Annotated in this window: 22 protein-coding genes; 10 read left to right on the top strand and 12 right to left on the bottom strand. The window is 65.9% G+C overall.

Annotation, left to right across the window (positions count from 1 at the left end):
* Positions 1 to 50: 50 nt before the first annotated feature.
* A complete protein-coding gene (locus tag BLT60_RS07180; protein WP_175478323.1) occupies positions 51 to 2,186 on the top strand; it encodes a GumC family protein in 2,136 nt (711 codons plus the stop codon).
* Here the strand turns inward: BLT60_RS07180 and BLT60_RS07175 are convergent.
* Positions 2,183 to 2,407, bottom strand: coding sequence for a DUF2842 domain-containing protein (locus BLT60_RS07175; protein WP_090875701.1), 225 nt, complete (start codon positions 2,405 to 2,407; stop codon positions 2,183 to 2,185). The two genes, BLT60_RS07180 and BLT60_RS07175, sit on opposite strands and share 4 nt — an antisense overlap.
* An 87-nt stretch (positions 2,408 to 2,494) precedes the next feature.
* Between BLT60_RS07175 and BLT60_RS07170 the strand changes: the two genes are divergently transcribed.
* Together BLT60_RS07170 and BLT60_RS07165 are read left to right on the top strand one after the other, a co-directional pair.
* A complete protein-coding gene (locus tag BLT60_RS07170) occupies positions 2,495 to 3,574 on the top strand; it encodes a COX15/CtaA family protein (protein ID WP_090875778.1) in 1,080 nt (359 codons plus the stop codon).
* A gap of 3 nt (positions 3,575 to 3,577) precedes the next feature.
* Positions 3,578 to 4,360, top strand: a complete 783-nt coding sequence (locus BLT60_RS07165) for a 2-keto-4-pentenoate hydratase (RefSeq protein ID WP_090875700.1) — start codon at positions 3,578 to 3,580, stop codon at positions 4,358 to 4,360.
* 68 nt (positions 4,361 to 4,428) lie between these two features.
* Here BLT60_RS07165 and argC read toward each other — a convergent pair whose 3' ends face one another.
* From argC to rplM, 5 genes are all read right to left on the bottom strand, one after another.
* On the bottom strand, positions 4,429 to 5,478 hold the full coding sequence (gene argC, locus BLT60_RS07160; protein WP_090875699.1) for an N-acetyl-gamma-glutamyl-phosphate reductase: 1,050 nt from the start codon (positions 5,476 to 5,478) through the stop codon (positions 4,429 to 4,431).
* Between the two features lie 46 nt (positions 5,479 to 5,524).
* Positions 5,525 to 6,487, bottom strand: a complete 963-nt coding sequence (gene speB, locus BLT60_RS07155; protein ID WP_090875698.1) for an agmatinase — start codon at positions 6,485 to 6,487, stop codon at positions 5,525 to 5,527.
* Positions 6,488 to 6,498: 11 nt separating this feature from the next.
* Entirely contained in the window at positions 6,499 to 7,377 is an 879-nt protein-coding gene (locus BLT60_RS07150) for a sulfotransferase family protein (protein ID WP_090875697.1), read from the bottom strand.
* Positions 7,378 to 7,473: 96 nt separating this feature from the next.
* Positions 7,474 to 7,944, bottom strand: a complete 471-nt coding sequence (gene rpsI / locus BLT60_RS07145) for a 30S ribosomal protein S9 (RefSeq protein ID WP_090875696.1) — start codon at positions 7,942 to 7,944, stop codon at positions 7,474 to 7,476.
* A gap of 2 nt (positions 7,945 to 7,946) precedes the next feature.
* Positions 7,947 to 8,411, bottom strand: a complete 465-nt coding sequence (rplM, locus tag BLT60_RS07140; protein ID WP_090875695.1) for a 50S ribosomal protein L13 — start codon at positions 8,409 to 8,411, stop codon at positions 7,947 to 7,949.
* A gap of 234 nt (positions 8,412 to 8,645) precedes the next feature.
* On the opposite strand from rplM, the gene BLT60_RS07135 reads away from it, so the two are divergent.
* The 4 genes from BLT60_RS07135 (at position 8,646) to BLT60_RS07120 (ending at position 12,564) form a co-directional block, all read left to right on the top strand.
* Positions 8,646 to 9,182: a CoA-binding protein gene (locus BLT60_RS07135; RefSeq protein ID WP_090875694.1), complete on the top strand. Its 537-nt coding sequence runs from the start codon at positions 8,646 to 8,648 to the stop codon at positions 9,180 to 9,182.
* Positions 9,183 to 9,327: 145 nt separating this feature from the next.
* Positions 9,328 to 10,614, top strand: coding sequence for an O-acetylhomoserine aminocarboxypropyltransferase (locus BLT60_RS07130; protein WP_090875693.1), 1,287 nt, complete (start codon positions 9,328 to 9,330; stop codon positions 10,612 to 10,614).
* Positions 10,615 to 10,678: 64 nt separating this feature from the next.
* Positions 10,679 to 11,260 carry a nitroreductase family protein gene (locus tag BLT60_RS07125; RefSeq protein WP_090875692.1) on the top strand — a complete coding sequence of 194 codons (582 nt, stop codon included), beginning with the start codon at positions 10,679 to 10,681 and terminating at the stop codon, positions 11,258 to 11,260.
* A 164-nt stretch (positions 11,261 to 11,424) separates the two neighbouring features.
* Entirely contained in the window at positions 11,425 to 12,564 is a 1,140-nt protein-coding gene (locus BLT60_RS07120; protein ID WP_090875691.1) for a DUF2336 domain-containing protein, read from the top strand.
* Between the two features lie 12 nt (positions 12,565 to 12,576).
* Here BLT60_RS07120 and BLT60_RS07115 read toward each other — a convergent pair whose 3' ends face one another.
* Together BLT60_RS07115 and BLT60_RS07110 are read right to left on the bottom strand one after the other, a co-directional pair.
* On the bottom strand, positions 12,577 to 13,365 hold the full coding sequence (locus BLT60_RS07115) for an NAD kinase (protein WP_090875690.1): 789 nt from the start codon (positions 13,363 to 13,365) through the stop codon (positions 12,577 to 12,579).
* Positions 13,366 to 13,454: 89 nt separating this feature from the next.
* Positions 13,455 to 14,222 (bottom strand): NYN domain-containing protein, encoded by a 768-nt coding sequence (locus tag BLT60_RS07110; protein WP_090875689.1) that lies wholly within the window; start codon positions 14,220 to 14,222, stop codon positions 13,455 to 13,457.
* A gap of 214 nt (positions 14,223 to 14,436) precedes the next feature.
* Between BLT60_RS07110 and purU the strand changes: the two genes are divergently transcribed.
* Positions 14,437 to 15,297, top strand: a complete 861-nt coding sequence (gene purU / locus BLT60_RS07105; protein WP_090875688.1) for a formyltetrahydrofolate deformylase — start codon at positions 14,437 to 14,439, stop codon at positions 15,295 to 15,297.
* Positions 15,269 to 16,201 (top strand): bifunctional methylenetetrahydrofolate dehydrogenase/methenyltetrahydrofolate cyclohydrolase FolD, encoded by a 933-nt coding sequence (folD, locus tag BLT60_RS07100; protein WP_090875687.1) that lies wholly within the window; start codon positions 15,269 to 15,271, stop codon positions 16,199 to 16,201. The genes purU and folD overlap by 29 nt, the downstream gene beginning before the upstream one ends.
* A 66-nt stretch (positions 16,202 to 16,267) precedes the next feature.
* Here folD and BLT60_RS07095 read toward each other — a convergent pair whose 3' ends face one another.
* Positions 16,268 to 16,963, bottom strand: coding sequence for a hypothetical protein (locus tag BLT60_RS07095; RefSeq protein ID WP_139167769.1), 696 nt, complete (start codon positions 16,961 to 16,963; stop codon positions 16,268 to 16,270).
* Between the two features lie 252 nt (positions 16,964 to 17,215).
* Between BLT60_RS07095 and BLT60_RS07090 the strand changes: the two genes are divergently transcribed.
* Positions 17,216 to 18,565, top strand: coding sequence for a DUF3179 domain-containing protein (locus BLT60_RS07090; protein WP_090875685.1), 1,350 nt, complete (start codon positions 17,216 to 17,218; stop codon positions 18,563 to 18,565).
* Positions 18,566 to 18,572: 7 nt separating this feature from the next.
* Here BLT60_RS07090 and BLT60_RS07085 read toward each other — a convergent pair whose 3' ends face one another.
* Genes BLT60_RS07085 through BLT60_RS07075 form a run of 3 tightly spaced genes read right to left on the bottom strand, consistent with a single transcriptional unit; the run spans position 18,573 to position 20,953 of the window.
* Complete coding sequence (locus tag BLT60_RS07085) at positions 18,573 to 19,637, bottom strand: maleylacetate reductase (RefSeq protein ID WP_090875684.1); 1,065 nt, start codon at positions 19,635 to 19,637, stop codon at positions 18,573 to 18,575.
* Between the two features lie 18 nt (positions 19,638 to 19,655).
* Positions 19,656 to 20,441, bottom strand: a complete 786-nt coding sequence (locus BLT60_RS07080) for an SDR family NAD(P)-dependent oxidoreductase (RefSeq protein ID WP_090875683.1) — start codon at positions 20,439 to 20,441, stop codon at positions 19,656 to 19,658.
* A 5-nt stretch (positions 20,442 to 20,446) separates the two neighbouring features.
* Positions 20,447 to 20,953: a flavin reductase family protein gene (locus BLT60_RS07075; protein ID WP_210185552.1), complete on the bottom strand. Its 507-nt coding sequence runs from the start codon at positions 20,951 to 20,953 to the stop codon at positions 20,447 to 20,449.
* Positions 20,954 to 21,050: the final 97 nt, after the last annotated feature.

Here is a 21,050-nt window from a genome sequence, read left to right as displayed (position 1 = left end):
GCTGCTGATGAATCCGTGAGTTGTAGCGTATGAACGAAACACAGGCGCCCATGGCTACCGACGTCGAAATCGACGTCCGAGCGCTGTTCATTTCGCTGCTCAAGGCGCTGCCATTCATCGTGATCTTCACGGCGCTGGTCGGGGCAGGGACGTTCTACCTGCTGTCGAACATGACGCCGGTCTATACGAGCGAGACGACGGTCCTGATCGAGACAGGGGAGTCGGACCTGACGCGCTCGACCTCGTCGACGGAGACAGCGGCCGTGCTGGACCGCGAGGCGGTCACCAGCCAGGTCCAGCTGATCCGGTCGGGCGACCTGGCCAAGGTGGTTGCCTCCAAGCTCGACCTCGAAGCTCAGCCTGAATACCAGAAGGCGATCAAGGACAGTTCGTTCGTCAAGGACCTGCTGGTCGACCTCGGGCTGGCGAGGAGCCCGTCGGACGCCTCGATCGAGGAGCGGGTGCTGGCCGAATATTACCGGAACCTGCAGGTGCTCGCGATTGCCGACTCCCGGGTCATCACCATCAGCTTCTCCTCGACCGATCCGCAGCTCGCTGCGCGCGGCGCCAACGCCATCGCCGCCGAGTACATCGCGATGCAGCGCTCGGCGATGCGGAACACCAACGAGGACGCCACCCAGTGGCTGGAATCCGAAATCGCCGATTTGCGTGAGAAAGTCGCGGCGGCGGAAGCGAGCGTCGCGGCATACCGCGTTTCGAACGATCTCTTCACCAGCGGCGGGCAGACGCCGACGACCTTAAACCAGCAGGCGCTCGCCGACCTCAACGCCGAACGCGCCCGGGTGCGCGCGACGCGGACCGATGCCGAGACGAAGGCGGCCCAGATCAGGGCAAGCCTCAAGAGCGGCGCGGTGCCGAATATAACCGAGGTCCTGAACTCGCAGCTCATCCAGCGGCTGATCGAGCAGCAGGTGGCGTTGCGGGCGCAGGTCGCGGAGCTTTCGGCGACGCTGCTTTCCGGCCATCCGCGGATGCGCGAACTGAACGCCCAACTCGCCGATCTGAATGCCCAGGTCACGGCGGAGGCGCAGAAGATCGTCGCCGCGCTCGAGGCCGAGGTGGACCTGTCGGCGGCGCGCGAGGCCGAGATCGAGCGTCGACTGACGGGGCTCAAGGCGACGGTCGCCACCGCCGGCGACGCCGAAGTACAACTGCGGGCGCTGGAGCGTGAGGCGACCGCGCAGCGGGAATTGCTCGACACGTATCTTCTGCGCTATCGCGAAGCGCTGGGTCGCCAGAACGGCGATTACCTGCCGGCCAATGCGCGGGTGATTTCCAGCGCCCTTGTGCCGATCGAGCCGTCCTTCCCGAAGGTCATCCCGATGACGGCAGCGGCCGTCGCCGCGGCATTCCTCCTGGCGATCGCGATCTTCCTGGTTCGCGAGCTCTCAAGCGGCCGGCCGATGCGCCGGGTTGCCTTTGGCGCACCGGTGCCGCTGGTTCCGGGGTCCATGCCGGTCGGAGGACACGTTCGGTGGGCCGACGGCCAGCGCCGGATGATGACGAGCGAGCCGACGCTGGCGCCGCTGATGGCGAATGAAGCCGAGCAGTCGCTGGCGCGGATCTCCGGCGACATCGTCGCCGGCGGCCGGCATCGCATTCTGGTGACCGAGGCGGACGGTGGCGACGAGAGCCGCCGACCGCTGGCCGCCGCGGCGCTGACCCGAGCCCTGGCGCGAGTGGACCGGCGGGCGGTGCTGATCGACTTCCGTCGCGACGGCGCGAACAGTGATGCGATGTGCGAGGGCGGCAATCCCCCCGGTTTCACCGACCTTTATGCAGGCGCGGCGTCCTTTGCGCAGGTCGTCCTGCGCGACCGCCGCTCAAGGGCGCATTTCATTCCGTCCGGGCGGCTGCCGCTCCTGCCGAAGATCCTCACCGGCGATCGCATGGCGACCGTGCTCGATTCGCTGGACGAGACCTATGACCACGTCGTCCTGGACGCGGGCGACGACATGATCGAAGTCCTCGGGCCGAGCGCGGATATCGCCATGGTGGTCAGCGAGTTCGGGGCCGCCGACCCGCGCACAGCGCGAGCCTTCGACCGCATCACCGCGGTGAGTTCTGCTGATATCATGCTGCTGATCGTCGATCCCGCGACGACGGGGAAAGCACTGGCCGTCGCCGACGTGCGGGAAGATGCGGTCACCGGAGCAGCCGCTTAGCGCCGGACGTCCGGGTCGGTCTCGGGGCGTTGCATCCACTTGATGATGGCGCCCGCCGGTATCAGCCAGATCAGGCCGGCAATGGCAAAGAAAACGGTCTGCGTCAGGAGCGACGTCCCGCCGAGACGAGCGGTCGCGACCGACATGGCGACCAGAGCGTAGAACGGCACGAAGACCATGAGCGTCACGGTGCCGATCAATTTTCTCGTACGCTGTCGCATTCGCTTCCCTGAGAGATTGCCGCGACCCCGTGTCACCGGTTGCCGCGTGTCGGAGAGGCCTATATCGAAGGCTTCGGGAGCACAAGCATGGCAAGTGTATCGAGCGCGGCGCATATCGACGCCCCCAGACCCGCGCGGGGCATGGCACCGGTGCGGTGGTGGCTGTACGGCATCGCGCTCCTCCTCGTCATCATGGTGCTGGTCGGCGGTGCGACCCGGCTGACCGATTCCGGCCTTTCGATCACCGAGTGGAAGCCGATCCATGGCGTGATCCCGCCGCTCAACGCGGCCGAGTGGCAGGAGGAGTTCGCCAAGTATCAGCAGATCCCCGAATACCAGTTGATCAACAAGGGCATGACGCTCGCCGCGTTCAAGGGGATCTTCTGGTGGGAATGGGCGCACCGGTTTCTCGGGCGTTTCATCGGCGTCGCCTTCCTGCTGCCGCTGATCTGGTTCTGGGCGACCGGGCGGATCGGGCGCCGGTTGGCGCCGCGGCTTGCCGGCATCTTCGTGCTTGGCGGGCTGCAGGGAGCCGTCGGCTGGTGGATGGTGGCGAGCGGGCTTACCGCGCGGACCGACGTCAGCCAGTATCGTCTGGCGGCTCACCTGACGCTGGCCTGCGTGATCCTGGCCTATATTCTGTGGGTCGCGGCGGGACTGCGGGAGCGGTCGACGGTCGCGCCGATGCGGTTCCGCGTCACCGGGGCGATCGTGCTCGGCCTCATCTTCTTTCAGATTTTCCTCGGCGGACTCGTGGCCGGTCTCGATGCCGGCCTCGCCTCCGACACCTGGCCGCTGATGCGCGGGGCGCTGGTCCCCGATGGGCTGCTGTTCCAGCAACCGGTGTGGCTGAACTTTTTCGAGAACGCGTTGACGGTGCAGTTCGATCACCGGGTTGTCGGCTATCTCCTGTTCGTCGCGGCGCTGGCGCATGCCTGGCAGACGCGTGGTACGGCTTATTTCCGGGGCGCGCTGTCCCTGGCGCTTCTGGTTACCGTGCAGGCCGTGATCGGGGTCGCCAATGTTCTTGCGGCTGTCCCGATCTGGTTGGCGCTGGTTCACCAGTTCGGCGCGATCCTCGTCCTCGGCCATTCCGTCGCCAACCTGCGGGCGATGCTGCCGGCGGGCGAGGGTGGGGCAGCCACTGCACAATTGAAGACCGAGTGATTCATGGACAGGACCGCCGCTGCCGCCGAGACCATTGCCGCCGCGCGGCTGAGACGCGAAGCGTTGAGTGTCCTCGACATATCGATCAGGCCCGGCGACGAAGTGGAAGCGTATCGGGTGCAGGACGCCGTCCATGCGCGTCTTCTCGATACGCCCTTCGGGGCGCGGATCGGCCGCAAGATCGGCTGCACCACGGCGGTGATGCAGACCTATCTCGGCATTCCCAATCCGTGCGCGGGCGGCGTCTTCGAAGGCGGCACGCATCAAAGTGGCGTGGCGCTTCGCTCGAGCGACTACCTGCGGGTCGGAATCGAGTGCGAGATCGCCGTCCGCCTCGGCCGCGACCTTAATCCCGGCGGCGGTGCCTTCAGCGCGGAGAGTTTGGCCGACGCCGTTGCCGCCTACATGCCGGCGATCGAGATCGTCGACGATCGTTATGCGGACTGGCGGACGACGGACACGCCGACGCTGATCGCCGACGACTTCTTTGCCGCGGGCTGTGTGCTGGGGAATCCGGTTCGCGGTGTGGGTGCGCCGGCCGAGACCGTCGGCGTGACGACGATCAACGGCGAGGAAGCAGGCAGGGGCCTGGGCAGCGACGTGATGGGCGATCCGCTCAATGCGCTTGCCTGGCTTGCCAACAGCCTCGCGGCACGCGGGCAGAGCCTGCGCAAGGACGAGATCGTGCTGACAGGGAGCCTCGTCGAGACCAAATGGCTCGACCGTGGAGACCGGGTGACGGTGTCGATTTCCGGTCTCGGAACGGTCGAGCTGTCGGTGACCTGACGGCTGCGAGATCGATTCCACTTTCTGCTTCAACATATTGAAGCAGAAAGCCAATCAGTTCCTGGTCGTCAGGGGAAGAGCGCCTGCTGGGTCAGGCCGGTGGTCTCGTCGAGATCGTACATCAGGTTGAAATTCTGTACGGCCTGGCCGGCGGACCCCTTCACCAGGTTGTCAATCACCGAGATGACGATGGCGCGGCCGGGCACCCGGTCGGCGACGACGCCGATCTGGCAATAGTTCGACCCGCGGACGTTCTGGGTCTGCGGCAGGACGCCCTCCGGCGCGACATGGACGAAGGGTTCGTCGCGATAGGCGTCGACAAAGGCGGCGCGCAGGTCATCGACCGTCGCGCCGGTCATCCTCAGGTAGGACGTGCAGAGCTCGCCCCGGCTCATCGGGATGAGGTGCGGCGTGAAGGAAACGATGACGTCGGTGCCGGCGACCTTGGAGATTTCCTGCTCGATCTCCGGTGCGTGCCGATGCTTGCCGACCGCGTAGGGCGACAGGCCTTCGCCGGCCTCGCTGAACAGGATGTTCTGCTTGAGGCTGCGGCCCGCACCCGTGACACCGGACTTGGCGTCGACGACGATTTCCGACGGATCGATCAGGCCGGCGGCGACGAGCGGCAGGAGCGACAGGAGCGTCGCGGTCGGATAGCAGCCGGGGCAAGCGACGAGCCGCGCATCGCGGATGGCGGTCCGGTAATGCTCGGTGAGCCCGTAGACCGCCTCGGCCTGCAGGTCCATCGCCAGATGGTCATGGCCGTACCAGGTCTTGTAGACCTCCGGATCGCGCAGCCGGAAGTCCGCCGACATGTCGATGAACTTGATGCCGGGATGATCGGCGAGGACGGTCCTGGCGATTTCCTGGGTCGTGCCGTGGGGCAGTCCGCAGAAGACCGCGTCGACCAGCGACCAGTCGGCCTCCTCGGTCGTTATCAGGTCCGGCAGGTCGACGAAGCCGAATTGCGGAAAAACCTCGGCCATGCGCTTTCCGGCCTGGCTGTTGGCGGTCAGCGTGGCGATCTGCATCGACGGATGGGCGAGGGCGAGCCTGACGAGGTCGGCGCCGGTGTAGCCCGAGGCGCCGAGCACGCCGATTCTGATATCCTTTGACATGACTATTCTCCTTGGATCGGAAGCTTGAGCGGTGTTGTCCTGTCGCTCAGCTTCGTCGCCGTTCCGCCAGCAGGCCGAGGTAGATCATGGCGACCGTCGCGCCGGCAATCGCCGTGATATCGGCGTGGTCGTAAGGCGGTGCAACCTCGACGACGTCGGCGCCGACAATGTCGATGCTCGCCGGCCCGAGACCGCGCAGGAGCGCCAGCGCCTCGCGGCTCGACAACCCGCCGGCGACCGGGGTTCCGGTGCCTGGCGCGAAGGCCGGGTCGAGGCAATCGATATCGAAGGTGCAATAGGAGGGGCATTCACCGACCCGCTCGCGGATCATGTCGAGGACGCCCGCGACACCGACCCGGTCGAGTGTCTCCGGGGTGACGATCTCGATGCCGCAATCCTCCGGCGCGACGGTGCGGATGCCGATCTGGATCGAGCGCGACGGGTCGATCAGACCCTCGCGGACGGCGCGGCCGACGAAGGTGCCGTGGTCGACGCGGCCGCCGTCATCCGGCCAGGTGTCCTGGTGGGCGTCGAACTGGATGAGCGCCAGCCGGCCGTGCCGGGCGGCGTGGGCCTTAAGCATTGGGTAGGTGACGAAATGATCGCCGCCGAGCGTGATCAACTGGGCGCCGCTGTCGAGGATCGCCCTGGCCTGCGCTTCGATCGCCGCGGGGATTTCGGCCGGGCGGCCGTAATCGAAGCTGCAATCGCCGTAGTCGACGGTGCTCAGAGTCTCGAACGGATCGAAGCCGAAGGGATGTTGCGGATCGCCGTCGAAGATCGCCGAGGCGCGCCGGATCGCCTGCGGGCCGAACCGGCAGCCGGGGCGGTTGGACGTCGCCGTGTCGAAGGGGATACCCCAGACAACCGCATCAATGCCGTCGAGGGCGCGCGAATAGCGCCGCCGCATGAAGGACAGCGCGCCGCCATAGGTCGGTTCGTGGCTGCCGCCCAGGATCTCGCCGAGAAAGGCGTTGTCGGTCGGCCGTGGAGTCGTGGGGTCGCTCATGGCTTCCTCATTCACGCATTCTGCTTGTCGTCGCTCTTCGGCGCAGGCGGCCGCCGCCAGTCGGAGCAGTCCCAGCCGAGTTCCTGCTCGACCGCGTCGATATCCGCGGCAAGATACTCATAAGCCGCGTTCCAGTCGTCGATGCCGATCGGCGGCACCACCCCGACATTGTCGTGAACCGGCGCCGGGTGGCCGAAATCCGACAATGGCGCGACGCCGAGGAAGCGGCAGACGTCGTCGGTGACGCCGAGCTGGTCGGCGAAGAAATCCTCCGACTTGACGAACAGGAGATGCTCCGGCGGAAACAACGCCTTCACCCGCCGAATCTGGTTGGCGTAGAGGCTCCTTCCAATCTGCGAGCGGCGCACATTCTGGTAATCCGGATTGCGCTGCATCGCTTCGATCTCACGCCGGACGCGCTTCTGGAACGGGCCGATGTTGAGGTTGCGGAACTTCGGCCGCCGGCTCTTGCGAACGTAGTGTCCCCATTGCGAATAGGCCCGTTTCACCGGGCTCCGCAGCAGGACGAAGATCCGGATATCCGGATTATAGGCGTGGATCCTTTCGACCGCGTGACGCCAGTAGATATAGACCGGCGTGATCTCGCCGGTGATCTGGCGGTCGAAATAGAAGTGACGGTGCAGGTCGTCATAGGTGCCGGCCTTCGGCCTGTGGTCGTCGCCGAATTGGCGATCCTTCTCGAACCAGTGAAGCTCCTTGCGCCGATACATCTCGATCTGCGGATGCAGGTCGAGCAACTGGTGGAGCGTCGTGGTGCCGGTCTTCTGGGCGCCGATGCCAATGAAGTCGAGCTTGCGCTCGGCGCGCCGCTGCCGCGCGCCGATGGCGCGCAGCCCAAGCAATTCCCTGATCCTTGGCGTTGTGGTCATGGTGGCGGGGAATCCGCTGCCGAATAGCGAAGCGACAATAGAAAAAGGGGGCGCGCCGGCTGGCCCGCCCCCTGGTTCCGATCCTGCGCGGGAATATCAGCGCTTGGAGAACTGGAACGACCGGCGGGCCTTGGCCTTGCCGTACTTCTTTCGCTCGACGGTACGCGAGTCGCGGGTCAGGAAGCCGCCCTTCTTGAGGACTCCGCGCAGCTCCGGCTCGTAGTAGGTGAGCGCCTTGGAGATGCCGTGGCGGAGCGCGCCGGCCTGGCCGGACAGGCCGCCGCCGGAAACGGTCGCCTTGACGTCGAACTGGCCGCTGCGCTCAGCATGCACGATCGGCTGCTGGACGATCATCTGGAGGACCGGCCGGGCAAAGAATTCGGTGAAGTCCTTGTTGTTGACGATGATGCGGCCGGCGCCGGGCGTCAGCCAGACGCGGGCGACCGCGTCCTTGCGCTTGCCGGTGGCGTAGGCGCGGCCGAGGCCGTCGAGCTTCTGGACATGAACCGGGGCTGCCGGCTCTTCCTGGGGCGCGAGGTCCTGGAGGGACTGGAGGTCGGCTGCCATGATCAGGCTGTCCTTACGTTCTTGGCGCTCATCGCGCTGATGTCGATCTTCTCCGGCTGCTGGGCTTCATGCGGATGTTCGGAGCCCGCATAAACGCGGAGATTCTTCAGTTGACGGCGGGCGAGGGGGCCTTCCGGCATCATCCGCTGGACAGCCTTCTCGACGACGCGCTCGGGGAACTTGCCCTCGAGGATCTGCCGGGCCGTGCGCTGCTTGATGCCGCCGATGTGGCCGGTGTGCCAGTAGTAGGTCTTGTCCTGGCGCTTGCGCCCGGTCAGGACGATGCGGTCAGCATTGATGATGATGACGTTATCGCCGCAATCGACGTGAGGCGTGAAGATCGGCAGGTGCTTGCCCCGAAGCCTGCGGGCGACAATCGCGGCGAGGCGGCCGACAACGGCGTTCTCGGCGTCGATAATCACCCATTTCTTCTCGACTTCCGCGGGCTTGGCGGAAAAGGTCTTCATGGATCGTATCCGTGCAAAGAGAAATGTCGCGCCGGCGGCGCGTGTCCGGGGCAGCTTCTAGTCGCCGCAGGGCAGCACGTCAAGGAGTTTCATCGGCGAAAAGCGCAATCATTTCAGTTTGATGTTTATGCGGTAAAAAGATACCGCATAAGCGATCCTCAATCGACTATACCCGGCGGCCAGACATTTGATTGCGCTCTTGCGGACGCGGGGTTGCCCGCCCAGTTAGTTTCAATGACCGCTCAACCCCGCGACCTCGACTATCCCGACGACCTGATTTCCTCGATCCTGCGATCCGTCAAGACGATCGCCATGGTGGGGGCGACGCCGAACACGGCGCGGCCGGCCCATCTGGTGATGAAATACCTGCTGGGTCAGGGGTTTCGGGTCATTCCGGTCAATCCCGGCCAGGCCGGCAAGGATCTGCTTGGCCAGAAGGTCTATGCCAGCCTCGCCGACATTCCGGAGCCGATTGACATGATCGACATCTTCCGGCGGTCCGATGCGGCCGACGGCATTGTTGACGAGGCGCTCGCGCTCGATCCCCGACCGAGGGTGATCTGGATGCAACTCGGCGTCCGCAACGACGTCGCGGCGGCCAAGGCGGAAGCGGCCGGCCTGACGGTGATCATGAACCGCTGTCCGAAAATCGAGTTCGGCCGGCTTTGCGGGGAGATCGGGTGGTTCGGGGTGAACTCCCGCCGGCTCAGCTCGCGGGCACGACAAGCCCCCTCGACCTTTCAGCGGATGCGGATCCCGGGGAAGGAATAGCTTCGGTCATCCGACGCGATGAGAAGGAAATTTCCCGTTGCGTCGATCCGACGACCTTTGAGGGTTTGGTTTTCTTCCGGTTCCCCGGTACGGATATGCCGCCATTGCAAGGGCCATGAGTGCCCGTTGACGGAGGGAAACGACAATGAGTGAAGACCGCGTTCCTGGATTTGCCACTCTGGCGGTTCACGCAGGCGCCCAGCCTGACCCGACCACCGGCGCCCGGATCACCCCGATCTATCAGACGACCGGCTATGTCTTTAATGACGCGGAACACGCCGCGTCGCTGTTTGGCCTGCAGGCTTTCGGCAACATCTATACGCGGATCATGAGCCCGACCAGCGGCGTGATCGAGGAGCGCATGGCCGCCCTTGAAGGCGGCACGGCCGGTCTCGCCGTGGCTTCGGGCCATGCCGCCCAGCTTGTCACGCTGCATGCGATGATGTCGCCGGGCGACGAATTCATCGCCGCTCGCCAGCTCTATGGCGGGTCGATCAACCAGTTCAACCATTCGTTCAAGAGCTTCGGCTGGAACGTCAAATGGGCCGACATCGACGATGTCGAAAGCTTCGAGCGCGCCGTGTCGCCGAAGACCAAGGCGATCTTCATCGAGTCGATCGCCAATCCCGGCGGTGTCGTTACCGACATCGAGGCGATTGCCGCCGTCGCCAAGCGGGCCGGCGTGCCGCTGATCGTCGATAACACCCTGGCGACGCCATACCTCTGCAAGCCGCTGGACCACGGGGCAGACATCGTTCTGCATTCGATGACGAAGTTCATCGGCGGCCACGGCAATTCGATCGGCGGCATGATCGTCGATGGCGGCAAGTTCAACTGGATGGCGTCCGACCGCTATCCGATGCTGTCGCAACCGCGGCCGGAATATAACGGCATGGTGCTCGGCGAGACCTTCGGCAACTTCGCCTTCGCCATCGCCTGTCGCGTGCTCGGCCTTCGCGACCTTGGCCCGGCGATCTCGCCGTTCAACTCGTTCCTCATCCTGACCGGTTCCGAGACGCTGCCGCTGCGCATGCAGAGGCATTCGGACAACGCCAAGGCGGTGGCCGAATACCTCGCCGCTCATCCCAAGGTGACCTGGGTGAGCTATGCCGGACTGGCGGGCGATCGCTACAACAAGCTTGCCCAGAAGTACTGCCCGAAGGGTGCCGGCGCGGTGCTGACCTTCGGTGTCGAGGGCGGTGCGGAGGCGGGCGTCAAGGTTGTCGCCGAGGTCGAATTGTTCTCGCATCTGGCCAACCTCGGCGACACGCGGAGCCTGATCATCCATCCATGGTCGACGACCCACAGCCAGCTCACCGAAGAGCAGCGCAAGGCCGCCGGCGCCGGACCGGAGATGATCCGCCTGTCGGTGGGTATCGAGGATGTCGCCGACATCATCGCCGACCTCGACCAGGCCCTGGCCAAGACCTGACCTCACCAATGCCCGGCCGGTGCTGTGCCGGCCGGGCGACCACACCCTCCGGCGAACTGGATCCATGGACGCACTCGAACTTCTGAAAACCCGCCGGTCGATCACCGCGCCGTTCCTCGGGGCGCCCGGGCCGGATCAGGTGCAACTCGACGACATCCTGACCATTGCCTCGCGCGTGCCGGACCACGGCAAGCTCGCGCCGTGGCGCTTCATCGTGTTTCAGGGCGAGGCGCGGCTTGCGGCCGGCGAGGCACTGGCGGTGCTCTACCAGCGTCGGAATCCCGAGGCCGATGCCAAGCGCATCGAGGAGGAGCGGGGCCGCCTGGCGCGGGCGCCGCTGGTGATCGGCGTTGTCAGTCGCGCCGCGCCGCATCCAAAGATTCCGGAATTCGAGCAACTCCTGTCGGCCGGCAATGCGGCGATGCTGGCCGTGATGGCCGCCCATGCCCTCGGCTTCGCCGCGCACTGGGTGACCGAATGGATCTCCTATGACGCGGAGGCCGGGCGGATTCTCGGTCTGCGCGAGGGCGAGAAGTTCGTCGGCTTCGTCCATGTCGGCACGCCGACAGTGCCGCCCGCCGACCGGCCGCGGCCAGATCTCGCCGACATCGTCGATTACTGGCAACCGACGCCTGGCGCCGGCTAGGCCTGCTCTCCCGAAGCGGTTTCGATTCGACGTGACCAGCGCCCGGCTGGCGTCTTCTTGCGCCTGCGCGCGGACCCGTGAGGGCCGGAATCCTGCCAATCCTATGGTGAACCGATCGTTAATCTGTTTGGCGCAGCATGTGGGCTGCAGTCTGAGAGACGCAAATGATCGTTCAGCAATTTCTCCATTGGATGGAAACGGCGCCGACACCCCGGCGAGCCGAAGCCGTGGCGTCGCTGGGCCGTGCCTATCTCTTTTCCGATATCGACGATGAGACGCTGAGCGAGATGGAAGCGGCGATGACGATCGTCCTCGACGACCCATCGGCCGAGGTCCGTCTTGCGCTCGCCAGGTCGCTTGCCGCCGGGCTTGAGGCGCCGCGCCATATCATGCTGGCGCTGGCAACCGACGCGACCGAGATCGGCGCGCTGGTGCTGTCGCGGTCACCGGTCTTCGTCGATGCCGAACTTGTCGATATCGCGGCCGGCGCCGAACCGGCACTCCAGACCGCCGTCGCCAGCCGACCGCGGCTGTCCAGCGCCGTGTCGGCGGCCATCGCTGAGGTCGGGGAGCGGGATACATGCCTGACGCTCGTTCATAACGACGGCGCCATGATCGCGCGGATCAGCCTGCGGCGGATGGCGGAACGCTTCGGTGACGATGCGGAGATCCGGGAAGCGCTGCTTCAACGACCGGGCCTGCCGCCCGATGTCCGGCAACTCCTGATCCAGCGGCTGAGCTGCGCGCTCGGCGAGATGGTCGTCGGCAAGGCCTGGGTGAGCGAGGATCGGGCGCGCACGCTGACGCGCGAGGCCTGCGACCGGGCAACCGTGGCGCTCGCCGCCGAGACGGAAACCGACGAACTGGTGCCGCTGGTCGAGCATCTGCGGGTGACCGGCCAATTGACGACGGCGCTGCTGTTACGCGCAGTCTGCGCCGGAAATGTCGCCGTGTTCGAGACGGCGTTGTCGGTCCTCTCCCATGTTCCCGAGGCGCGGGTGGCAAGTCTCATCCGCGCCGGACGGAACCAGGGCTTTCGCGCGCTCTATGACAAGGCGGGATTGCCGCCGATGGCGTTCGAGGCCTTCGCCACGGCGATCGAGACCTGCCGCGAAATCGCCGAACGGGGCGGTCCGCGCGATCGCTATCGCTTCACGCTGCACATGGTCGAGACGGTGTTGTCGCGCTACCGGGATATCACCGACGGCGAGGTCAACGAGCTGACGGCGATGCTGAGACGGTTCGCCGCCGATCAGGCGCGTGTCGCCGCGCGCGATTACGGTCGGATCGCCAGCGCGGCCTGACGCGAGCCTGCCCTAGTAGCGAAACTGCTCGGAGAGAATTCGTTCGTCCCAGGAATGGTCCGGGTCGAACATGATGACACTCTGCGCCTTGAGCTCCTGCTTGATGGTGACGTCGACGACCGACTTGAACTCGACATTGTCGGCGACGACGTTGACCGGGCGCTTCTTCGCTTCGAGCATCTCGATCCTGATCTCGACCCGGTCCGGCACGAGGGCGCCACGCCAGGTTCGCGGGCGGAACGCGCTGATCGGCGTGATCGCCAGCAACGGCGCATAGATCGGCAGGATCGGGCCATGGGCCGAGAGGTTATAGGCGGTGCTGCCGGCGGGCGTGGCGACGAGGATGCCGTCGCAGATGAGTTCCTCCATCCGCACCTTGCCGTCGATGGCGATGCGCAACTTCGCGGCCTGGTAGGACTGGCGGAGCAGCGATACCTCGTTGATCGCGAAGGCGGTGTGTTCCTTGCCGTTGCGGTCGGTCGCGACCATGGCCAGCGGGCGAACGACGCTGCTGAGCGCGGTGTCGAGGCGGCCGCGCAGACCGGTCGCCCGGAACTCGTTCATCAGGAAGCCGACCGAGCCGCAGTTCATTCCGTAGATCGGCGTGCCGGTATTCATGAACCGATGGAGGGTCTGCAGCATGAAGCCGTCGCCGCCGAGCGCCACGACAATATCCGCCTTGCCTGGCGTCACGCCGCCATAGCGAGCGATCAGCCGGTCGCGCGCCGCCTTCGCCTCGCTGGTGTCGGCGGCGATGAAGGCGATCGCCTTCCGTTTCCGTGCCTTCGGCCTGGCTGCCATGATCCCTCCCGCGGTCGCGGCGTCGGGGTAGCACGGCGCCGCCGGATTTCCAACGCGTCGTCGCCGTCCCTGACGCGGTCGATCCCGCGTCAGGCAGACCGGGGTTTCGCGGTCGGCTTGCGCCGGACCATGAGGGCGGAGCCGTTGGTGGATTCGAGTCGCCGGGATTCGACGCTCTTCAGGTCGGCGAAGAGATCGCTCAGCTTCTTGTAGCCGTAGTTGCGCGGGTCGAAATCGGGCATGCGCTTGATCAGCACCTGGCCGACCGTGCCCAACCGCGCCCATCCGTCATCGCCGGAAGCATCCTCGAGGGCGTCGAAGATCTCGTCGGTCGGCAGTGTCGGCCTTGCCGGCTTGGCCGCCTTGCGGGTCCGTTCCGGTTTGGGCGTCTTCTCTTCCTTCTCCTGGTCCAGCAGGAGGTCGCAATAGAAGAAGCGGTCGCAGGCGGCGACGTAAGGGGCGGTCGTCTTCTTCTCACCGAAGCCGATGACCTCCAGCCCGTCCTCACGGATGCGGCTGGCAAGCGACGTGAAATCGCTGTCGCTGGAGGCGATGCAGATGCCCTGCAGGTGCTTCTGGTGAAGCAGGTCCATCGCCTCGATGGCGAGACGCATGTCGGAGGCGTTCTTGCCGCGCGACGCCGGCGGCACGTGGACCGGGGTGAGGGCGTATTCGTGCAGGAGCTTTTGCCACGACGCCATCGAGGCGCTGGCGAAATGGCCGTAGACCCGCCGGACGACGATGGTGCCGATGGCCGAAGCCTCGCGAATGATGATCGGCAGGAAGGTGGCGCGCACGTTATCCGCGTCGATAAGCAAGGCGAGCTTCTTGGCGTTGGTCTGGTCGATATCTGCCATGGGTCGGGTTCTCGAAGATTCGTTTGATACGGGGCTATAGCATTTCAGCCTGTTTCGCAGGAATTTTGAGCCTGACCGCGCGGCCTTGGCATATTGCGCTTCTCAGGCCGGTTCGGGGCAAATCGGCGCGGCGCCAATCCAATCGGTTGCCCGTAGCCCGCGACGGCGGTAGTGGTTTTCGCCCTGACCGTCTCTCCGACCGAGCAATCGAACCATGCCCGCAAAAGCCGCGCGGTTTGTCCTGACGCTTTCCTGCCACGACCGGCGCGGCATCGTCGCCGCGGTCGCCAACAGCATCGCGTCGCAGGGCTGCAATATCGTCGAAAGCGCCCAATACGGCGATCCGGAGACCGAGCGCTTCTTCATGCGCGTGTCGTTCTCGGCCCCGGAGCATTTCACCGCCGAGGCCTTTTCGAGCGGCTTCGAGCCGGTCGCCACCGGTTACGGTTTCGATTGGCAGGTCCATGACCTGGCGGTGAAGCCGCGCGTGCTGATCCTGGTGTCGAAGTTCGGTCACTGCCTCAACGACCTGCTTTACCGCAATTCGATCGGTCACCTGCCGATGGAACTCGTCGCCGTGGCCTCGAACCATGAGACGATGCGGCGGCGTGTCGAGGCCGAAGGCGTCGACTACCTGCACCTGCCGGTGACACGCGATACCAAGGCCGAGCAGGAAGCCCGGCTGTCCGCGCTGATCGCGGCCGAGCGCATCGACCTGGTGGTGCTGGCCCGCTACATGCAGATCCTCTCCGAGGGATTCGCCAGCGAACTGGCCGGGCGCGCCATCAACATCCATCACTCGTTCCTGCCGAGCTTCGTCGGAGCAAAGCCCTATCACCAGGCGCATGCCCGGGGCGTCAAGCTTATCGGCGCGACCGCGCATTACGTGACGCCAGTGCTCGATGCCGGCCCGATCATCGAGCAGGATGTCGGGCGGGTCGATCATTCGATGTCGCCCGAAGAGTTCCTGGCGATCGGCGGCGACATCGAGGCGGCCGTGCTGGCGCGGGCGATCAAATTCCATCTTGAACACAGGGTCCTGATCAATGGCGAACGCACCGTCGTCTTCCGCTAGCGGCATTGCCGCGACCATCGACGGGCGGGCCGTATCGGCCAGGGTCATCGAGCGCATCGCTTTCGAGACGCGCCGGTTGACGGATGAGACGGGCGTCGTGCCCGGTCTGGCGGTGGTGCTGGTCGGCGACGATCCGGCGAGCCAGGTCTATGTTGGCGCCAAGGGTCGCAAGGCGGACGAGCTCGGCTTCGTTTCCGTCCAGCACACCCTGCCGGCCGATACGAGCGAAGAGGCGATGCTGCGGCTGGTCGGCGAGCTCAACGACGACCCGGCGATCCATGGAATTCTCGTCCAGCTGCCGCTGCCGGCGCAGATCGACAAGAACCGGGTCATCGAGGCGATCCGCCCGGAGAAAGACGTCGACGGATTTCACCCGATCAATGTAGGGCGGCTGGCCAGCGGCGCCGGCGAGGCAATGGTTCCCTGTACGCCGGCAGGCTGCATGATCCTCCTCCGCGATACGCTTGGCGACGATCTCGGCGGGCTCGAGGCCGTGGTGGTCGGTCGGTCCAATCTGGTCGGCAAGCCGGTCGCCCAGTTGCTGCTCAACGAGAATTGCACGGTGACCATCGCCCATTCGCGGACCCGCGATCTTCCTGCTGTGGTGCGGCGCGCCGATATTGTTGTCGCGGCGGTCGGACGGCAGGAGATGGTGCGCGGAGACTGGATCAAGCCCGGCGCCACGGTCATCGATGTCGGGGTCAACCGCATTCCCGCGCCGGAAAAAGGGGAGGGCAAGACCCGGCTGGTCGGCGATGTCGCCTTTGCCGAAGCCGCGGCGGTGGCGTCGGCCATTACCCCGGTTCCAGGCGGTGTCGGGCCGATGACCATCGCCCTGCTGATGGCAAATACCCTGAAGGCGGCGTGCCTGTCGCTGGGGCGCCCTTCGCCAAAGCTGGGCTGACGCCGGACGGCGAAACGCCGCCGTGGGAGGGACGGCGGCGCTCGCATTTCCAGATGGTCGCAGCGGCTAGAGCTTGCGCAGCACCTGGCAGAGGATGACGATGCTGTCCTCATAGGCATTCGGGCTGCCGAGGATGCTGGCGCACTTGCGTTTCATCGCGGCCCGCTCACCCGACGACATGTCGGCGATCGCGGCCTGAACGGCAGTCGGCGCGATGATGGTGCTGCCGCCGCCGTTTCCGCTGACACCGCCACCAGCCTTGCTGTTGCCAAAGATGGTGGTGCCACCGCCGGACCCGTTGCCGGAGCCACCGTCGCCACCGCCTATGCCGACCTCGGCATCGACGCCATCGCCGCCGCCGATACCGACATCGGCATTTGCGCCGTTGCCACCGCCTATGCCGAGGCTGGCATTGGCGCCATTGCCACCGCCGATGCCGACGTCTGCATTGGCGCCGCTGCCGCCACCAATGCCGACATTGGCATTGACGCCGCTGCCGCCGCCGATGGAGGCGTTCGCATTGACGCCACCACCGCCGCCGCCGCTGCTGTTGCCGCCGCCGCCACCACCGTTGTTGCCACCGCCGCCACCCCCGCTGACGCTGGCCTTGGCGCCACCGCCGCTGCCGCCGACGGAAACGTTGGCCTTGACGCCGCCGATGTTGGCGTTGGCGTTGATGCCGTCAGCGCTAACGGGAAGAGCGGACGCCGACAGCAGCAGGGCGATCGATGCGGTGGCTGTGAGAAAATGATGCCTCTTCATGATGGTCTCCTCTTGTGCTTCTGGCCGCCGCCGGGTGACGCGGCCGTTGTGGAGAACCAAGCCGGCAGACGCCGCGGAAGTTGCGGGCGTCTTCGGCACGCGGCAAACCAACGATGAACCGGCCGCCCGGCATTCGCTTAAAGGTGAAATGAATTCGGCTAGGGATTCCGGCTCCGGCTCACGCAGACTTTTGTGGACCGTGATCGCGCAGGACGCGCAGTTTCTCTCGGTATCCCGGCAACGGAGAGTGACATGCGCGCGGTCGTCCTATTCCTTGTTCTCCTCCTGACATCTGCGCTCGCGCCACTCTCGGCAGTGGCCGAGGAGCAGCGCGAGGAGGTCCGCCAGGGGGTCGCCCTTTTCACCGGCGACGAAGACGCGCGGGACGCGGCGCTCGCCTATTTCGGTGATCTGGGACCATCGTCGGCCGCCGCGCTGATCCTCTCCATGCGGTTTGTCCGGGACGATCGTTTCCCGGACGTATTGCGGGACATCACCGCTGAGACAGCGCCGCAATCCTGGTCCGACTGGATGTTGTGGCAGGAGGCGCATCCCGAGATCGAACCGTTCGAGGGCTTCGACCTGCTGCATGCCTGGGCGCATAGCCAGATCGACGCGAACTTCCAGCTGTTTCTCGGGGCCGACAAGAAGCACGAGATCCGCATCGAGGAAATCGTCTGGGGCGGGGTCATCAAGGACGGGATCCCGGCGCTGAACCATCCGAGGCTGATCGCGTCTGACGCGGCGGGCTGGCTCAACGACGAGGACCTGGTCTTCGGCGTGTCGATCAACGGCGATGCCCGGGCCTATCCGCTGCGCATTCTCGACTGGCACGAGATGTTCAACGACACGGTCGGTGGCGTCCCCGTCGCGCTCGCCTATTGCACGCTTTGCGGCTCGGGCATCCTGTTCGAGACGAAGCTCGATCGCTTCGAGCGCGAACTCGTTTTCGGGTCGTCCGGCTTTCTCTACCGGTCCAACAAGCTGATGTACGACACCGAAACCCATTCGCTGTGGAACCAGTTCACCGGTCGCCCGGTGGTTGGGCCGCTGACCGGCTCCGGCATCGAATTGAAGACCCGGCCGGTGGTCATTGCGCGCTGGGCGGACTGGCGGCGCGACAACCCGGAAACCCGGGTGATCGACATCGACACCGGTTTTGCGCGCGATTATGCGCCGGGGGCCGCCTACACCAGCTACTTCGCCAGCCCGGACCTGATGTTTCCGACGCGGGTCGACCAGTCCGAGCTGAAGCAGAAGGACTATGTCTTCGCGCTGCGCGCCGCGCCGGTCGAGAAAGCCTGGCCGCTCGACCTCTTCGCCGGCGGCGCCGTGATCAACGACAGCGCAGGCGTGGTTGACCTCGTACTGATCGGCGACGCGGCGAGCCGCACGGTGCGCGCCTATCGGTCGGACGGAATGACCTTCGAGAAGGGGGGCGATCCCGCGGTCGTGATGCAGGACGGTTCGCGATGGAAGGTCACGGAAGACGCGCTGGTCGGGCCGGATGGACGATCGCTCGCGCGTCTTCCCGGCCACATCGCCTACTGGTTTGCATGGAGCGGGTATTTCGGCGGCGAGGGGGAAGTGGCGGGGCGCTGACCACGCCTCAAGCGGCGGGCAGTCTTCCGTGCCAGGCGTCGTCGAGGAGCTTGCGGATCGCGTCGCGCGCGAGCGGACGCGGATTCGGATAGGGATTGGCAGTCGCGATCTCGGCGGCGCGGTCGAGGCCGTCTTCCGGCATGCCGATGTCGCGAAGCGCCATCGGTGCACCGGCATTCTTCGCCAGGTCGAACAGGGCGGTCGGGGCATCGTCGGCACCAAGCGCCCGGGCAACGGCGGCCATGGCATCCGGCGCCGTCGCGGCATTGTAGGCGGCGGCGTGTGGCAGGATGACGGTGTGGGTCTCGGCATGGGGGAGGCCGAAGCTGCCGCCAAGGACGTGGCAGAGCTTGTGGTGCAACGCCATCGACGTACCGCCGAGCACGGTCCCGCAAAGCCAGGCGCCATACAGCGCCTGACCGCGCGCGGCTTCGTCGGCGCCGGCCCTGACGATGCCGGGAATGGCGACGCCCAGAGCGCGGATCCCTTCCTCGGCCATCAGGGCGAGGATCGGATTGCTGTTCGGCGCGTAGAGCCCCTCCACCGCATGGGCCATGGCGTTCATCGCGGAGGTGACGGAGACCGCGACCGGCAGGGAGAGCGTCAGCCCCACGTCGTAGATGACGGTTTCAGGCAGGACCCGGGCATCGCGAATGGTCGTCTTTTCGCCGTCCTCGGTCTGGCCGAGAATATCGGTCAGTTCGGAGCCGGAATAGGTCGTCGGCAGGACGAGTTGAGGCAGGTCGGTGCGGTAGGCAATTGCCTTGCCGAGCCCGGTGGTCGACCCGCCGCCGATCGCTACGAGACCGTCGATCCGCTCGGCCTCGACGGTGGTCATCGCCTCGTCCGTGACCTCGACCGGCGTATGCATGCGCGCGGTGGGGAGGATCGCGGCGCACCGGTCGCCAAGGTGGCCGGCGACATCTTCGGCGAGGCTGGTTTTCCCCGGTGTCGAGAGGACCATCGCCCGCGTGATCCCCAGCCGCTCGGCTTCGGCCGCGACCTGGTCCAGCTTGCCGGAGCCAAAGACGATCCGCTGGGGCGACGGCTGATACGCGAATTCGAGGGGCATCGGCGTCTCGCCCTGAACTCAGACGGCCAGCCAGCCGCCATCGATGGCGAGGACGTGGCCGGTGACCATGCTCGAGGCGCGGCTGCACAGGTAGAGAATGCCGCCGGCGATCTCCTCCGGTTCGGCGAAGCGGCCCATCGGGGTCCGGTTCTCGATCTTTTCAACCATCTCACGGTTTCCGCGGAGGTTTTCCGTCAGCTTTGTGCGAACGAAGGTCGGGGCGATGGCGTTGACGCGGACGCCGCGCGCGCCCCATTCGCCGGCAAGGCCGCGGGTGAAATTCACCAGGGCGCCCTTGGTCGAATAGTAACCGATACTGGGAAACAGGCCGCCGCCCGACATGCCCATGATCGAGGAGACGTTGACGATGCGGCCTTCGCCCGCCGCCAGCATGTGGCGCCCGACCTCGCGCGAGGCGACGAAGGCTGAGGTGAGGTTGACCGCGAGGATTTCGTGCCAGGTTTCGGAGGGAAAGTCCTCGGTCGGGATGCGGCGGGTCATGCCGGCATTGTTGACGAGGATGTCGATGCGGCCGAAGGCGGCATGGGCCTTGTCGACCACCGCGACGATCGCCGTCTCGTCGGCGACGTCGAGGGTGAAGGCAGTCGCTTCTCCGCCGGCTTGCCGGATCTCCTCGGCGACGACCTCGGCGGCTTCGCCGTCGATGTCGGTAACCGCGACCTTTGCTCCGGCGCTGGCGAGCGTGGTCGCGGCGATCCGACCGATGCCGGAGCCGGCGCCGGTGACCATGGCGGCGTCGCCATCGAGGCGGAAGAGATCGAAGACGTTGAAGCGTTCAGCCATGCCACTCACCAGAATTCGGGAAGCGGGGTTTCTGCCCCGCAGGTCTCCTGCATGGCTCTATAATGACCGTCGAAATACAGCAATGGTCGCCGCTCGTCGGCGTCCATGGACGTGATGTGGCCGATGAACAGCGTATGGTCGCCGCAGTCGTGGCTGGCCGCCAGTTCGGCGGTGATCCGCGCCGATGCGTCGCCAAGTGTCGGGATGCCGTCGATGTCGACGAAACGGGGTTCGAGACCGGGGACCAGCTTGCCGGCGAAATGGGTGGCATGATCGGCCTGTCCCTCGGCCAGGATGTTGACCGCGAACCGCTTCGCTTCGAGGAGATAGGCGTGCATATGGGCGCGCCTGGCCACCGAGACGACGCAAAGGGGCGGGTCGAGCGACCCCGACATGAAGGCGTTGGCCGTCATGCCGTGGGATTCGCCGCCCGTCGTCGCGGTGATTACCGTGACCCCGGTGGCGAAACGCCCCATGACCTTGCGGAAATGCGGCGGTTCGATTTCATGCAAAGGCCCGATCCGGTTCATTGACTTCGGTCTAATTCTTTCGGTGAGACGCGTGGTAGCCCGGATCGCGAAACTGGCGCGGGCATGGTGAGTGGCAGAC

This window comes from Bauldia litoralis (genome assembly GCF_900104485.1).
GTDB lineage: Bacteria > Pseudomonadota > Alphaproteobacteria > Rhizobiales > Kaistiaceae > Bauldia > Bauldia litoralis.
This window is presented reverse-complemented; position numbering and strand designations above follow the sequence as displayed.

Coding starts and splice junctions, on each gene's coding strand:
- BLT60_RS07180 (WP_175478323.1), top strand. CDS start 51: ATGGCTACCGACGTCGAAATCGACGTCCGAGCGCTGTTCATTTCGCTG.
- BLT60_RS07175 (WP_090875701.1), bottom strand. CDS start 2,407: ATGCGACAGCGTACGAGAAAATTGATCGGCACCGTGACGCTCATGGTC.
- BLT60_RS07170 (WP_090875778.1), top strand. CDS start 2,495: ATGGCAAGTGTATCGAGCGCGGCGCATATCGACGCCCCCAGACCCGCG.
- BLT60_RS07165 (WP_090875700.1), top strand. CDS start 3,578: ATGGACAGGACCGCCGCTGCCGCCGAGACCATTGCCGCCGCGCGGCTG.
- argC (WP_090875699.1), bottom strand. CDS start 5,478: ATGTCAAAGGATATCAGAATCGGCGTGCTCGGCGCCTCGGGCTACACC.
- speB (WP_090875698.1), bottom strand. CDS start 6,487: ATGAGCGACCCCACGACTCCACGGCCGACCGACAACGCCTTTCTCGGC.
- BLT60_RS07150 (WP_090875697.1), bottom strand. CDS start 7,377: ATGACCACAACGCCAAGGATCAGGGAATTGCTTGGGCTGCGCGCCATC.
- rpsI (WP_090875696.1), bottom strand. CDS start 7,944: ATGGCAGCCGACCTCCAGTCCCTCCAGGACCTCGCGCCCCAGGAAGAG.
- rplM (WP_090875695.1), bottom strand. CDS start 8,411: ATGAAGACCTTTTCCGCCAAGCCCGCGGAAGTCGAGAAGAAATGGGTG.
- BLT60_RS07135 (WP_090875694.1), top strand. CDS start 8,646: ATGACCGCTCAACCCCGCGACCTCGACTATCCCGACGACCTGATTTCC.
- BLT60_RS07130 (WP_090875693.1), top strand. CDS start 9,328: ATGAGTGAAGACCGCGTTCCTGGATTTGCCACTCTGGCGGTTCACGCA.
- BLT60_RS07125 (WP_090875692.1), top strand. CDS start 10,679: ATGGACGCACTCGAACTTCTGAAAACCCGCCGGTCGATCACCGCGCCG.
- BLT60_RS07120 (WP_090875691.1), top strand. CDS start 11,425: ATGATCGTTCAGCAATTTCTCCATTGGATGGAAACGGCGCCGACACCC.
- BLT60_RS07115 (WP_090875690.1), bottom strand. CDS start 13,365: ATGGCAGCCAGGCCGAAGGCACGGAAACGGAAGGCGATCGCCTTCATC.
- BLT60_RS07110 (WP_090875689.1), bottom strand. CDS start 14,222: ATGGCAGATATCGACCAGACCAACGCCAAGAAGCTCGCCTTGCTTATC.
- purU (WP_090875688.1), top strand. CDS start 14,437: ATGCCCGCAAAAGCCGCGCGGTTTGTCCTGACGCTTTCCTGCCACGAC.
- folD (WP_090875687.1), top strand. CDS start 15,269: ATGGCGAACGCACCGTCGTCTTCCGCTAGCGGCATTGCCGCGACCATC.
- BLT60_RS07095 (WP_139167769.1), bottom strand. CDS start 16,963: ATGAAGAGGCATCATTTTCTCACAGCCACCGCATCGATCGCCCTGCTG.
- BLT60_RS07090 (WP_090875685.1), top strand. CDS start 17,216: ATGCGCGCGGTCGTCCTATTCCTTGTTCTCCTCCTGACATCTGCGCTC.
- BLT60_RS07085 (WP_090875684.1), bottom strand. CDS start 19,637: ATGCCCCTCGAATTCGCGTATCAGCCGTCGCCCCAGCGGATCGTCTTT.
- BLT60_RS07080 (WP_090875683.1), bottom strand. CDS start 20,441: ATGGCTGAACGCTTCAACGTCTTCGATCTCTTCCGCCTCGATGGCGAC.